Source organism: Paenibacillus lacisoli (assembly GCF_030580655.1).
Lineage (GTDB): Bacteria > Bacillota > Bacilli > Paenibacillales > Paenibacillaceae > Paenibacillus > Paenibacillus lacisoli.
Genome location: NZ_JAUQTB010000020.1, coordinates 1 through 13,526 on the forward strand (window position 1 = coordinate 1; position 13,526 = coordinate 13,526).

At 48.7% G+C, this 13,526-nt stretch carries 13 protein-coding genes, 1 rRNA gene and 1 other RNA gene; all 15 read right to left on the reverse strand.

What is annotated here, in order from left to right:
- Positions 1 to 74: ribosomal RNA gene (locus Q5741_RS20010) — 16S ribosomal RNA — on the reverse strand; the annotation flags it as partial.
- 375 nt (positions 75 to 449) lie between these two features.
- Complete coding sequence (locus Q5741_RS20015) at positions 450 to 716, reverse strand: pro-sigmaK processing inhibitor BofA family protein (RefSeq protein WP_305025884.1); 267 nt, start codon at positions 714 to 716, stop codon at positions 450 to 452.
- Between the two features lie 23 nt (positions 717 to 739).
- On the reverse strand, positions 740 to 1,021 hold the full coding sequence (locus Q5741_RS20020; protein WP_305025885.1) for a DUF2508 family protein: 282 nt from the start codon (positions 1,019 to 1,021) through the stop codon (positions 740 to 742).
- A gap of 142 nt (positions 1,022 to 1,163) precedes the next feature.
- Positions 1,164 to 1,763 carry a recombination mediator RecR gene (gene recR, locus Q5741_RS20025; protein WP_305025886.1) on the reverse strand — a complete coding sequence of 200 codons (600 nt, stop codon included), beginning with the start codon at positions 1,761 to 1,763 and terminating at the stop codon, positions 1,164 to 1,166.
- A 27-nt stretch (positions 1,764 to 1,790) separates the two neighbouring features.
- Positions 1,791 to 2,102, reverse strand: coding sequence for a YbaB/EbfC family nucleoid-associated protein (locus Q5741_RS20030; RefSeq protein ID WP_305025887.1), 312 nt, complete (start codon positions 2,100 to 2,102; stop codon positions 1,791 to 1,793).
- Positions 2,103 to 2,138: 36 nt separating this feature from the next.
- A complete protein-coding gene (gene dnaX, locus Q5741_RS20035; protein ID WP_305025888.1) occupies positions 2,139 to 3,872 on the reverse strand; it encodes a DNA polymerase III subunit gamma/tau in 1,734 nt (577 codons plus the stop codon).
- A gap of 169 nt (positions 3,873 to 4,041) precedes the next feature.
- An RNA gene (gene ffs, locus Q5741_RS20040) (signal recognition particle sRNA large type) lies at positions 4,042 to 4,308 on the reverse strand.
- 112 nt (positions 4,309 to 4,420) lie between these two features.
- Positions 4,421 to 4,618, reverse strand: coding sequence for a 50S ribosomal protein L31 (rpmE, locus tag Q5741_RS20045; RefSeq protein WP_305025889.1), 198 nt, complete (start codon positions 4,616 to 4,618; stop codon positions 4,421 to 4,423).
- Positions 4,619 to 4,769: 151 nt separating this feature from the next.
- Positions 4,770 to 6,050, reverse strand: a complete 1,281-nt coding sequence (locus tag Q5741_RS20050; RefSeq protein WP_305025890.1) for a radical SAM protein — start codon at positions 6,048 to 6,050, stop codon at positions 4,770 to 4,772.
- 73 nt (positions 6,051 to 6,123) lie between these two features.
- Complete coding sequence (rho, locus tag Q5741_RS20055) at positions 6,124 to 7,467, reverse strand: transcription termination factor Rho (protein ID WP_305025891.1); 1,344 nt, start codon at positions 7,465 to 7,467, stop codon at positions 6,124 to 6,126.
- Between the two features lie 162 nt (positions 7,468 to 7,629).
- Positions 7,630 to 8,883, reverse strand: a complete 1,254-nt coding sequence (locus Q5741_RS20060) for a UDP-N-acetylglucosamine 1-carboxyvinyltransferase (protein WP_305025892.1) — start codon at positions 8,881 to 8,883, stop codon at positions 7,630 to 7,632.
- A gap of 189 nt (positions 8,884 to 9,072) precedes the next feature.
- Positions 9,073 to 9,927 carry a class II fructose-1,6-bisphosphate aldolase gene (gene fba / locus Q5741_RS20065; RefSeq protein WP_305025893.1) on the reverse strand — a complete coding sequence of 285 codons (855 nt, stop codon included), beginning with the start codon at positions 9,925 to 9,927 and terminating at the stop codon, positions 9,073 to 9,075.
- A 294-nt stretch (positions 9,928 to 10,221) separates the two neighbouring features.
- Positions 10,222 to 10,608 carry a response regulator gene (locus tag Q5741_RS20070; RefSeq protein ID WP_305025894.1) on the reverse strand — a complete coding sequence of 129 codons (387 nt, stop codon included), beginning with the start codon at positions 10,606 to 10,608 and terminating at the stop codon, positions 10,222 to 10,224.
- Between the two features lie 221 nt (positions 10,609 to 10,829).
- Positions 10,830 to 12,431 (reverse strand): CTP synthase, encoded by a 1,602-nt coding sequence (locus Q5741_RS20075; RefSeq protein WP_305025895.1) that lies wholly within the window; start codon positions 12,429 to 12,431, stop codon positions 10,830 to 10,832.
- Positions 12,432 to 12,902: 471 nt separating this feature from the next.
- Positions 12,903 to 13,448 (reverse strand): DNA-directed RNA polymerase subunit delta, encoded by a 546-nt coding sequence (gene rpoE, locus Q5741_RS20080; protein WP_305025896.1) that lies wholly within the window; start codon positions 13,446 to 13,448, stop codon positions 12,903 to 12,905.
- Positions 13,449 to 13,526 lie beyond the last annotated feature (78 nt).

Consider the following 13,526-nt stretch of genomic DNA (forward strand, 5'->3'; position numbering starts at 1 on the left):
AAACCCCGCTCGACTTGCATGTATTAGGCACGCCGCCAGCGTTCGTCCTGAGCCAGGATCAAACTCTCCAATAAAGTATTGAAAAGAGCGATAAGCTCATTTTGAATCTGACGAGATATAAATCTCATGGTTTGCTGTTATTTACATAACAGCGGTACTCACTCGTTGTTCAGTTTTCAAAGATCAAGCTGTTCAGTTAGCTGAGATAATGTTTCATCAGCAACTCTTATAATATATCATGTCCTATTCGATTGGTCAAGCTTTTTTTGATTCGTTTATTACTGCTAAACTTTTCATAATCAAAGGCTTATCCAACTCGAATGACCGAGATCTAATGTATCATATATTCATTTCCTACGTCAATACGTTTTTCTATTCCGTTTACTGCTAAATAATAAATAATCGCCGCACCTTTGTGCAGCGATTGCTCAACCCTATTCTATACACAACTAGCTTATTAACGTTATCTTTAGAGCGTAAATCATGGCCACACCCGGCAAACCCAGTACAGCAACGGTACCAATTGTATAGGGATTTAAGGGAATATAGGCGTACCCCGGCCAATTCAGCTCGTTCACAGCATACAGCGCTACCGCAGCCAATACTAGATGGAATCCGAATACGGTTAACCACGCTGCCCCGATTCGCCTGCGAATAGACAGGAGAACGATAGCTGATAAAGAAAGAATAAGCACTCCCCAGATCGCGATCTTCATATCAAGTTCCTCCCCCACAGCGCTTATCCATTTTGCTCGACTTTCGTCTCACCAGGAACGTGAAACCGATGAAGACCTGCCCTTTTGGCCTGCCTTAAAAACATCTGGTATTTGCGCTCAGCTGCCTCCAAGGCGAATATAGCGTAATCAATTTCATCTGTTCCGCTAGCTTCATGAAAAACTTGATATGCCCGCTCCCATTCTCGCTGTGACTTCACGATCTGATCGTACAGCTCCTGCCTGCCATTCTTCTCTTGCCGTTCCTGCTCTCGCGCTCCGAACCATTTACTACGCCACCCCGCCACGCAGTATCCCCTCCCGTAAAATGGATCATGTACGTTCATTCGCCTATAACCATATGTATCAGGGGAGGGACAAACTTAGAACAAAAAAGAGGCCTCTCGGCCCCTCTCTGTTACACATCATGTGCAGTCATTCAATAATGGATTAGTTCAGTTCACGGCGGCCTTCCAAAGCTTTGGACAAGGTCACTTCGTCTGCATACTCCAAATCTCCGCCTACCGGCAGACCATGGGCAATTCGTGTCACCTTGATTTCAAACGGTCGTACCAGCCTGGAAATATACATAGCCGTTGCCTCTCCCTCGATATTTGGATTAGTAGCCAGTATCAGCTCCTTCACCCGCTCATCACTCAGACGCGTCAGCAGTTCCTTCAGCTTAATGTCATCCGGCCCAACCCCCTCCATCGGAGAAATGGCACCATGAAGAACATGATAGTACCCGTCGAATTCCTTGGTGCGTTCCATTGCTACCAGGTCCTTGGCTTCCTGCACCACACAAATGACGGAAGCATCCCTTGTCTTATCCTGACAGATTCGACAAGGGTCTGTATCGGTGATATTGCCGCACACTGAACAGAAATGAAGATTACGCTTCACACTGACCAGCGCTTTGGCAAAATCTATAACGTCATCTTCTTTCATGTTCAGAACATGAAACGCTAGACGTGCCGCTGTCTTCGGCCCCACACCCGGCAGCCGGGTAAAAGCATCGATCAGCTTCGCTATCGGTTCCGGATAATACAATGTTAGGTTGCTCCTTCTTAAGACAGATTAGAACAAGCCCGGAATTTTCATACCACCGGTGAATTTGCCCATGTCATTATTGGCGAGATCATCTGCCTTGGTCAGCGCATCGTTAACCGCTGTCAGAACGAGATCCTGCAGCATTTCTACATCATCCGGATCAACCGCTTCAGGCTTGATGGCGATGGAGAGCAGTTTTTTGTGTCCATTGACTTGAACTGTAACAACACCGCCGCCTGAAGTGCCTTCAATCGTTTTTGTTCCAAGCTCCTCTTGAGCCTTCAACATTTGTTCCTGCATTTTCTTAACCTGCTTCATCATTTGGTTCATGTTATTCATTCTGTTCATCTCCCTATTTAAAGTATATTTGGATCCTTATTCTTTAATTTCTACAAGCTCTTCGCCAAACAGCTGGATCGCCTCATCAATCCAAGGCTCCGCTGATTTGGAAGATGACTCATTCTCCGGTTCAAGCTTAAACTCTTCCTTTGGTGTCTCCACAGCACCTTCAACGGAAGTCGTCCAGTCCTTCTGCATCATGGTGACCAGCTGCAGCGGGCGTCCGAATACTTCTTGAAGAACGTACTCAATGACCTGTCGATTTGCCGGCTTCTCTGTAGTCTCACGATGAATATTATTCTTAAACGCTACCAGCACCCGGTCCTCATGAATCGAGACCGGCTCCCCGTCCATAAACCAGGCATGCACGGTAACCTTCTCCTCCTTCACCCGAAGCAGCACCTGGCTCCACTTGCGGGCTACCTCCGAGAACTCAGAACTTCCCTTGTTGGCGACAAACTGCTCCAGCTGCGGAGGAAGCTTGGGTGATGACGATGCCCGCTGGACAGGTGCACGAACACCACTGCCGCGCGAGTTCGCCGGCTGTTCCTGCGCTCCGCCCTTGCCTATACCGCCCTGCATGGCGCGCTCCAGCTTCTTCTCCAGTTCAGCAAGCTGCTTTCTCAGCGCGGCTACTTCTCCAGAGTCTGCGGCTGCTTGCGATCCAGACTGCCGAGCTGTCTGTTCAGATACACCACTTAGCTTAAGAAGCGCCACTTCGAACAAGGTCTGCGGCTGGGCGGCATACTTCATTTCACTCTGATAATGGTTCAGCGTATCGATCATCTGGAACAGCTGGTCTTTGGTAAAGGTCTCGGCCATTTCCCTGAAAGAAGCTGCATCCAGTACTCTTTCGGTCATGTGATCGGCATTAGGTACCATCTTGATCATCAGCAGATCCCTGAAGTAATAGAGCAGGTTCTCCATACATTTGTCGGCGCTTTTGCCTTCCTGCATGAAGCTCTCGATCATCTGCAGGACGGTGCCCACATCTCCCTGCTGCAGAGCAGCAGCCAGCTTTCCGAATGCCTCGGAAGGAATCCCACCTGTCATATTAAGCACCTGCTGGTAAGACACCTGTCCGTCCGAAAATGAAGCAATCTGATCGAGCACACTCAGCGCATCGCGCATACCTCCGTCCGATAGACGGGCAATATACTGCAGCGCTTCCTCATCAGCCTGGATCCCCTCCTGCTCACAGATCAAAGTCAGACGCGACGTCTGCTCTTCCAGGGACACCCTGCGAAAATCAAACCGCTGACAGCGTGATATGATCGTTGCCGGCAGGCGATGGGGTTCCGTTGTTGCCAGAATAAACATAACATGTGGAGGCGGTTCCTCCAATGTCTTAAGTAATGCGTTAAAAGCCTCTGTTGTCAGCATGTGCACTTCGTCAATGATATACACTTTATGCCGGACTTCGGTAGGCGCGTATTTCACTTTCTCCCTCAGATCCCGGATTTCTTCAACCCCTCGGTTCGAGGCAGCGTCAATTTCCTGCACATCCATAACTGCACCAACGGTGATTCTTCGGCACGCTTCGCACTCGTTGCAAGGCTCAGCTGCCGGTCCTCGTTCACAGTTCACCGCCTTGGCCAGAATCTTGGCCGCACTTGTCTTGCCGGTTCCCCGCGGTCCGCTGAACAGGTAGGCATGGGAAAGGCGCTGTTCCCGGATCGCGTTCTGCAGAGTCTGTATTATATGCTGTTGTCCCACCATGTCTTGAAACGACTGAGGCCGCCAAGCACGGTACAACGCTACATGGTCCACTATGCGTTACCCTCTTTCAGCTTCCACTTTCGTGGGCTATGATACCTTATTATTATACTATATTCGTGAGCGAATCTAAACTTAAAGGATGCTAAATTCAGGGTCTGCAGGCCTGAAAAATAAAAAAACATCTCTGCATCAGCAAAGATGTTAAATGGCTACTATGTAGCCGTGCACCTGTTATTGATCGTTGCGATCCAAGCGGCAATCCTGCACAACAACTCGGGCTAGGCCACCCTCCGGCACAAGAGTGAACTTGCTTATGGCTGCTTCCTTCCGGACCTGACCAGGTTCACAAGTACTCATTGCGGAGGACCCAACCGTCAACATTGAGTGCAGGGACCAGCCTCACATCGACAACACCTCTAACAGGAATTCAACCTCGCTACAGCGGATTGCGAGTTACAGGGCACCGCTACCTCCCCGTCTAGCACGGTAAAACCAAGTATATCTTATGCCTGTCTAAAATGCAACCGGCGTCAGATATTGGCACAGCTGGGCAAAAGAAAACCCCTGCTACACACATAGCAAGGGTGATCAAAGCTGCATTAGATACCGTATTTCTTCTTGAAACGATCAACACGACCGCCTGCATCAAGGAACTTCTGTTTACCCGTGAAGAACGGATGACAGGAAGAGCAGATCTCTACACGAAGAGACGGAACAACCGAACCAGTCTCAAACGTATTGCCGCAAGAACAAGTAACCGTAGTCACATTGTATTTAGGTTGAATAGCTTGTTTCATGACTTTCACCTCTTTCCGCCCTGAGCGTCAGATCAGCCCAGAGTTATATGGACACCACGACATTGTAGCATAGCCGTCAGCTGTCAGCAATCGATTTCTTTGAGGGGCAGAATCTACGAGCAAAGACAGAAGCCCATCAAACGCATTGTCGCTATTTTAAGGCAGACAGCGGGGGCTTCGGCCGCGCCATGCCTTGTGGAGGTACATGAGTAAATGATCCGATAACGACATCAGGCAGCTCCTCACGGTAAATATCCAGCATCTGCTTCATACCGAGAATGTCCCCCTGTGCCGGCGGAATCAGTTCCAGATAACTTTCCGGATCGATGTTCAGATTGCGCATCTGAATCAAGCGCAGCTTAGTCCGTTTGGCAAAGTCAATCATCGCTTCAATCTCTTCCTCACGATCAGTTACACCTGGGAAAATCAGATAGTTGATCGATGTGTACACTCCCTGCTCTGCCGCATACCGCATGGACTTTTCCACATTAGCCAGCGTATAGGCCCGAGGTTTGTAATAGGCGTTATAGTGGTCATCGAGAGCACTAATGGTACTGACCCGCATGAGATCAAGCCCGGCATCAACAATACCACGGATATGATCATTTAGACCGGCATTTGTATTGATGTTAATATACCCCATGTCCGTGATCGAACGCACTTCCCGAATAGCTTCAATAATCAGTTTGGCCTGAGTGGAGGGCTCACCTTCGCAGCCTTGTCCAAAGCTGATAATCGACTCCGGTGTTTTCAGATGCTCCAGCATAACCTCTACAATTTCATCCACGCGCGGACGGAAGTTCATCCGTGTCTGCGGCGATACGAAGCCACTGTCATCCGGCTGTTCCGAGATACAGCCAAAGCATCCCGCATTGCAGGAATATGACACAGGCACGCCGCCTTCCCATCGGTTTAAGAAGGTATTGGAGGACGTCAAGCACTCATAACCTAGTGCACAGTTGGTCAAATGCTGATAGAGTCTGTTCTCCGGGTACTCGCTGACCAGACGCTCAACTCCTTGTCTGACCTGATCCCGATCACAATTCAGCGGGTTCCACTTCAGCGGATCGTCCGACATTTCTGCCGTTACATAAAAACCGCCGTCCTTCCATACGACAGCAGAGTAGCCGAACAATGGAAGTTTGTAATCCTTATCAGCTTTGACATATCCGGGCAGACTAAGGCGAGTAAAGCCTTGGGGCAGCAGTGCACCTACTGCCTGCATTTCCTTGGGAAGCGGAATCATCTCGCCGCTCTCCGGATCAAGTCCGATTGCACGGGTGCTGGGGAGGCTCACCAGTGTAGCACCCTCCGGAAGCGGAATTAATTCATCCTCCATAATTTCAACTACCATATCCGCACTGCGGGCGAGCCCGTAAAGCGTAGGATGGTCATAGACATTGCCTTGTTCATCAGCGTACACAAGATACATCGTTTAAGAAACTCCTTTCAGGCCTTGCCATATAAAAAGATGATCAGCGCAGCCGGATCGGCCGCGCTGTAAATTAGGAATTAGTCGTCATGGGAACATGACTGGAGGTCGTACGAGGCGATCTGCGCTGTCCGCCGCCGCCAGTCGTTGAAGCCGACGAGTTCGTAGTATTACCGGCAGTATCCATCACTGCAATGAACTCGGTATTCGTTTTGCTGTCACGCAGCTTTTTGAGGAATCCTTCTACAAAATCATAACTCTCGTTCATGTTCTTGCGGATAGACCAGATCGTGTCCAGTTCTTCCTTAGTCAGCAGAGCCTCTTCACGGCGGGTACCAGAACGTCTAATGTCAATAGCCGGGAAGATACGCCGCTCGGCCAGTTTGCGGTCAAGATGCAGTTCCATATTACCTGTACCTTTAAATTCTTCGTATATAATATCGTCCATCCTCGAGCCTGTGTCAATGAGAGCTGTTGCCAATATCGTCAGACTGCCGCCCTCTTCCACATTACGAGCCGATCCGAAGAAACGCTTAGGGCGGTGGAATGCAGCCGGATCAATACCGCCGCTGAGTGTGCGGCCGGAAGGCGGAATCACCAGGTTGTAGGCACGTGCAAGTCGTGTAATACTGTCAAGCAGAATAACTACATCTTTCTTGTGTTCTACAAGACGCAGCGCTCTCTCCAGCACCAACTCTGCCACTTTAATATGGTTTTCCGGCAATTCGTCAAATGTAGATGCGACAACCTCACCCTTAACTGAACGCTGCATGTCCGTAACTTCCTCCGGGCGTTCATCAATGAGCAGCACAAACAACTCGATATCAGGATTGTTCGTTGAAATGCTGTTGGCAATTTCTTTAAGGAGAAGCGTTTTGCCAGCCTTTGGAGGGGCGACAATCAGTCCGCGCTGTCCCAGTCCAACCGGGGCTAGCAGGTCCATGATACGGGTAGACAGATGATTGGGGGTAGTTTCGAGAACCAGCTTCTTTTGCGGGTAAAGAGGAGTTAAAGCCGGAAAGTGCAAACGTTCGGCAGCCATCGAAGGGTTCTCGCCGTTAACGGCGTTCACTTGCAGTAATCCGAAATAACGCTCATTTTCTTTAGGGGTTCGACATTTACCGGATACGAGGTCTCCGGTCCTTAGATCAAACTTGCGGATTTGTGAGGCTGAGATATAAATATCCTCCGCGCTCGGAAGATAGTTGATTGGCCTCAGAAAGCCGTAGCCTTCGGGCAGAATCTCCAGTACGCCTTCCATGAACATAAGGCCGCTCTGTTCTGCCTGCGCTCGCAGAATTGCAAAAATTAGTTCTTTCTTCTTCAGCTGACCATAGTACGGTATCTGATACTTCTTCGCTAATTTGTACAGATCGGTCAGCTTCATTTCTTCCAAATCGGAAATTTGCAGATCCATATAATAACCACCTATTCAGTTAATAAGTCCAGACTACACAGGGAAAGTCCATTAAATAAGCTTTACCCAAAAGAGGATCGGGTATGCAGCGGCAGGGCAAAAATAAGTCCATCCTCCCAGACTCCTCCACCCTGTCCGCCACCTTATTCCGACCATTGATATCTATTCATTCTCACGCCATATATCCGCACCCAGAGCCCGGAGGTTCGGTACCAGATGATCATAGCCGCGATCAATAAATTCCACACCGGTAACCTCTGTAATACCAGAGTCAACAGTTAATCCTGCGATAACAAGCGCTGCACCCGCCCGCAGATCCGTAGCCTTGACCTTTGCCGCATTCAGCAGGCTGTGTTCAATAATGGCAGAACGGCCTTCGACACGGATTTTGGCACCCATACGAACAAGTTCCGGAACATGCTTAAACCGGTTGCTGTATACAAAGTCACTCAGTACACTAACACCACGGGCCTGAGTCAAAAGACTCGTCATCGGGGACTGCAAATCGGTTGGAAAACCGGGATAAATCAGGGCCTTTACGTCTACATGGTCGTAGTTCTCACGTCCGATGACCCTGATGCTTTCATCATATTCTTCGATGCCTACGCCCATTTCTTCCATTTTGGCCGTCAGCGCTTCCAAGTGTTTGGGGATAACGTTGTCGATTAAGACATTACCGCGTGTTGCTGCAGCAGCAATCATATAAGTTCCCGCCTGGATACGGTCAGGAATAATGGAGTGGCGGCAGCCATGCATTTCAGGGACCCCTTCAATCCGGATCGTCTCTGTACCTGCGCCCTTAATCACCGCACCCATCGAATTCAAAAGTGTTGCAACATCTATAATCTCAGGCTCTTTAGCCGCATTTTCAATAGTTGTAGAGCCTTTGGCACGTGCAGCCGCCAGCATGATGTTAATCGTAGCACCCACACTGCTGACATCCAGATAAATCTTGGCGCCGCGCAGTTCCTTGGCGTGCAGGTGAATGGCTCCGTGCTCGTTGGTTACGGTTGCCCCAAGAGCTTCAAAGCCTTTAATGTGCTGATCGATGGGCCGAGGCTCAAAGTTACATCCGCCCGGTAAACCGATGACCGCTTGTTTGAAACGGCCAAGCATAGCACCCATCATGTAATAGGAAGCTCTCAATTTCTTTACAGGCCCATTGGGCATAGGAATGGATTTAATGGTGGAGGGATCAATCTTCATTTGACTGCCATCCCGGGTTACTGTGCCACCAAGCTCCTCAAGGATCTCAGCATATACTGCCACATCACTGAGGATCGGCAGATTATCAAGTATGACTTCGCTTTCCGCCAAAATAGCAGCAGGAATTAACGCGATTGCGCTGTTTTTGGCACCACTGATAGAAACCGTGCCATGCAGTGGGCGTCCACCGCTAATCATCAATTTTTCCATAAGCTCTTGGGTCCCCCTACATACTTCGCAGCCGCAAGTTATTCTTAGGCAGTCTATTTTAGGTAATGAAATGGAAAAACACCGGCTTAGCGGTGTGCTTCCTGATTGGACTATTTAATGGCAGAGGCCCCTTTCGGGGCCTTCCATATCATTGTAACAATAAGCTAAACATAACGATAATGCAAACGATTAGGCTTTGTTGTTGGAGCCGAACTCGCGGATTTTGCCGATAACGGTTTGTTTGATCGCTTCACGGCCTGGCTGAATGAATGTACGAGGATCATAAGCATCCGGTTTAGCCGCCAGAACTTCACGAACTTTTTTGGCAAATTCGATTTGGTTCTCTGTGTTTACGTTGATTTTGGAAGTGCCCAAGGAGATCGCTCTCTGAATGTCGTGAGTTGGAATGCCTGTACCGCCATGCAGTACGAGCGGCAGTTGAACCGCATCACGAATCTCTTCCATTTCCTTGAAGCCCAGGTTAGGCTCGCCTTTGTAAGGTCCATGAACAGAACCCAGTGCAGGAGCCAGGGTGTCGATACCAGTTTCTTTGACAATACGCACGCAGTCATCCAGCTTCGCATACATTACGTCGCCGACAACGTCGTCTTCCTGTCCGCCAACCATGCCCACTTCGGCTTCAACAGAAACACCCTTGGAGTGTGCATATTCAACAACCTTCTTGGTAGTTTCGATGTTGGTGTCGATTGGGCTGTGGGAATCGTCGATCATTACAGATGTGAAGCCTGCATCAATCGCTTCCTTACATTTCTCGAAGCTGGAGCCATGGTCCAGGTGAATGGCAACCGGTACAGTGATCTTCATGTCGTGGATCAGACCTTCGACCATCTTAACAACTGTATAGAAGCCGCCCATATGGCGAGCTGCGCCTTCGGATACACCCAGGATAACCGGGGATTTCTCTTCTTCTGCAGCGCCCAGAATCGCTTGGGTCCACTCCAGATTGTTGATGTTGTATTGACCTACAGCATACTTTCCTTCAAGAGCCTTGTTGAGCATATCTGTCATTGATACTAATGGCATCGTTTACTCCTCCTAAAAGTCATCAGTTAGTCTATGGTATTAAGCCGTGTTCACATACGGGCTTATTATACCACATCCCATGTTAAATACTAAACAAGCAATTATCATCCTGCTGTGCTGTATGACACAGCAGAATGGTATCACCATATATAGGTTACAATCTGCATAAACGGCTCCAGATCTAGCTATATCCATTGAAAAGATTCCATTCCTTACTATTCCCTGGCATTCATCTTTCCATGCTTCTCTACAATAGTTTCCCCCGAATTAAAAAATCCCGTGATTTCACAGGATCTAGCTCAACCGGTCCGCCGTATTCCCTTTCAAATGACTATTCACAGCTACCCGCATCTCATCAATATCAAAGGGTTTGGTGAAATGCATCAAAGCGCCGAGGTCGGTCGCTTCCTTGATCATGTCAAGTTCCCCGTAGGCTGTCATCATAATCACCTTGATATCCGGATTCATCTGTTTGATGTGCTTGAGAATTTCAAGGCCGTCCATGCCGGGAATCTTCATATCGAGCAGAACCAGATCGGGCACCTCTTGTGCCACGATTTCCAGAGCAATTTTTCCATTAGCTGCCTGATAAGTGCTGTAACCTTCGCTGTTGAACACTTCCATTAGCAAAATGCGAATCCCGTTCTGATCATCGACAATCAATACTTTTTTCTTTTCCACTGATCTAAACCTCCCAGGTATTTAGGCAGTTACAAAAGATAAATCGGCGATACATCCGATGGATATCCATTCCATAACCAACTCTTTAAATTGGTAATTCGCTCTCAATAGTGGAAATCCTGCTCTCCTTTAAAAACTATCTAATACAGCATCTTACAGTCCTTCAATGGATAGAAAAAAGAACCCTTACGGGTTCCTTCTCCATATATATAGAAGTTCTATTAAGCCTTATGCTTCAGCGATGCTTTCACGAATTCACGGAACAGCGGCTGAGGACGGTTCGGACGTGACGTAAATTCCGGATGGAACTGCACCGCCAGGAACCAAGGGTGGCCTGGAAGTTCCACGATCTCAACCAGACGTCCGTCAGGAGATGTGCCGGTAATCTTAAGGCCGGCTTTCTCAACCGCTTCACGGTACTCATTGTTAAACTCATACCGGTGACGGTGTCTTTCATATACCAGCTCATCATTGTAGCATTCCATCGCCAGAGAGCCTTCCTGCAATTTGCAAGGATATAATCCCAGACGCATGGTTCCGCCCAGGTCCTCGATATCCTTCTGTTCCGGAAGCAGGTCGATAACCGGGTATTCTGTCGAAGGGTTGATCTCCGAGCTGTTCGCACCTTCGAGACCAACAACACTGCGTGCGTACTCGATAACCGATACCTGCATCCCTAGGCAAATGCCGAAGAACGGAATATTCTTCTCGCGCGCATAACGAATGGCGCTGACCTTACCCTCAATACCGCGATCACCAAAGCCGCCCGGTACGAGGATACCCCCGATGCCGCCCAGCAGATCATGTACGTTCTCATCTGTGATCTCTTCAGCGTTCACCCAGCGGATCTTCACATCTGCATTGGCATCAAAGCCGGCATGCGACAGGGATTCTACTACACTCAGATAAGCATCATGCAGTGCGACATACTTACCAACGATAGCAATCTCCACCGTCTTCTCCAGCTTGCTGATCCGATCAACCAGGCCTTCCCACTCGCTCATATCCGGTGCAGGAGTAGTCAGCTTCAGATGGTTGACTACGATCTCATCCAGCCCTTCCGCACGCAGGTTCAACGGAACCTCGTACAGTGTGGAAGCATCACGGCATTCCACAACCGCGTTCGCATCAATATCGCAGAACAAAGCAATCTTGGCTTTCATGTCTGCAGACAGTTCATGCTCCGTGCGGCATACAATCACGTTCGGTTGAATCCCGATGCTGCGCAATTCTTTTACACTGTGCTGGGTTGGCTTCGTTTTCACTTCACCTGCAGCCTTGATGTAAGGAATCAGCGTTACGTGGATGTACATAACATTCTCGCGTCCCACTTCGCTCTTGATCTGACGAATAGCTTCAAGGAAAGGCAAGCTCTCGATGTCGCCCACAGTTCCGCCGATCTCGGTGATAACTACATCCGAACCAGCCTCCCGGCCTGCACGGAATACACGTTCTTTAATCTCATTCGTGATATGAGGAATAACCTGAACCGTACCGCCCAAATACTCTCCGCGACGTTCTTTGCTGATGACGCTGGAGTATACTTTACCTGTTGTGACGTTGCTGTTCTTGGACAGATTGATGTCAATGAAACGCTCGTAGTGGCCCAAATCGAGGTCCGTTTCCGCGCCATCGTCGGTTACAAATACTTCACCGTGCTGATAAGGACTCATGGTACCTGGGTCAACGTTCAAGTACGGGTCAAACTTCTGAATCGTTACCTTCAGTCCTCTGTTCTTAAGAAGCCGTCCAAGTGAAGCAGCCGTTATCCCTTTACCCAGGGAGGACACGACCCCGCCCGTCACGAAAATATATTTTGCCAAGTTAAAACCCTCCTAATAAAGTACAGAAATTCAGGCGACATATGATGTTATCGTAACCCGTTTTCACGGATTATCCTCGTTCCTCAGGCCTCTGTAAGAACTTCCCATCCGGATTGGGGTTACAAGTTCACACGCTTGCCAGAACACTGTTAGAACTACTGTAAATCCTCTAATTCATCTAATAAAATAAAAAAAGTGACTCCCGTGGTACGGGGCACTTTTGATTAAAAATACACATATATATAGTCCTGCCATTCATAAGCCCATGCAATAGTTTACTCTGTTGCCTGTACCCCTGTCAAGAAATTACCTGCATTAAAAAAAGGAAAAGGGAAAAACGTTTGTCGGCGTATTTCACGCATTGCAGGCCGCGTTTAAAGACAGCGTTTGTGGTAGGATCGGAAAGGGGGGTTCCCGGGCATTTACTTTCCTCTACTATACAAAAAAGAAGAGGGATACCCCTCTTCTCTCTTAACGTTCGTCTTCCTCATCGAGGGACTCGTCTTCATCCTCATCGGAATCGTCGTCCTCTTCGGCGAGTTCATCATCATCCACGACCACGTCTTCGTCCACGTCACTGTCCTCATCTTCGTCGAAGATTTCTTCTTCGTCCTCATCCTCATCGGGATTATCGAAATCTTCGTCATCTGCAGTGTACGTTTCTTCCTCGTCGTGATATTCCTCTTCCTCATCATCGTCCTCGTCGTTAATGATACGCGGACGCTTGGAGCCAGTCAGTCCATCCTCGGACTTGTCGATCGGATACCAACGCTTCAGCCCCCACAGGTTCGTCCCTACGCAAGCAAAACGGCCATCGATGTTGATCTCAGTATATAGCTGTGCAATCACATCGTTGATATCTTCTTCAGATAATCCGCGCAGTTTGGCAACCTCGTTCATAAGGTCACGGTAATATTTAGGCTCATTTGCAGCTTTCAGCACCATGAAGGCCAAATCGACCATCGGTGTTTCCATGATCTTTTCCTGATCCATGTTTAAATTGAGCGGTGTACTCACCTACGGACACTTCCTCTCACGCATAATTCACATTGCTTCTTCCATTTGCTATGACGACTCAATAGAAGAGACCAGAAC

Excerpts from the sequence above, each read along its gene's own strand:
- fba (WP_305025893.1), bottom strand. The coding sequence starts at position 9,927 with ATGCCATTAGTATCAATGACAGATATGCTCAACAAGGCTCTTGAAGGA.
- Q5741_RS20015 (WP_305025884.1), bottom strand. The coding sequence starts at position 716 with ATGAAGATCGCGATCTGGGGAGTGCTTATTCTTTCTTTATCAGCTATC.
- rpmE (WP_305025889.1), bottom strand. The coding sequence starts at position 4,618 with ATGAAACAAGCTATTCAACCTAAATACAATGTGACTACGGTTACTTGT.
- rho (WP_305025891.1), bottom strand. The coding sequence starts at position 7,467 with ATGGATCTGCAAATTTCCGATTTGGAAGAAATGAAGCTGACCGATCTG.
- Q5741_RS20050 (WP_305025890.1), bottom strand. The coding sequence starts at position 6,050 with ATGTATCTTGTGTACGCTGATGAACAAGGCAATGTCTATGACCATCCT.
- Q5741_RS20060 (WP_305025892.1), bottom strand. The coding sequence starts at position 8,883 with ATGGAAAAATTGATGATTAGCGGTGGACGCCCACTGCATGGCACGGTT.
- Q5741_RS20030 (WP_305025887.1), bottom strand. The coding sequence starts at position 2,102 with ATGAATAACATGAACCAAATGATGAAGCAGGTTAAGAAAATGCAGGAA.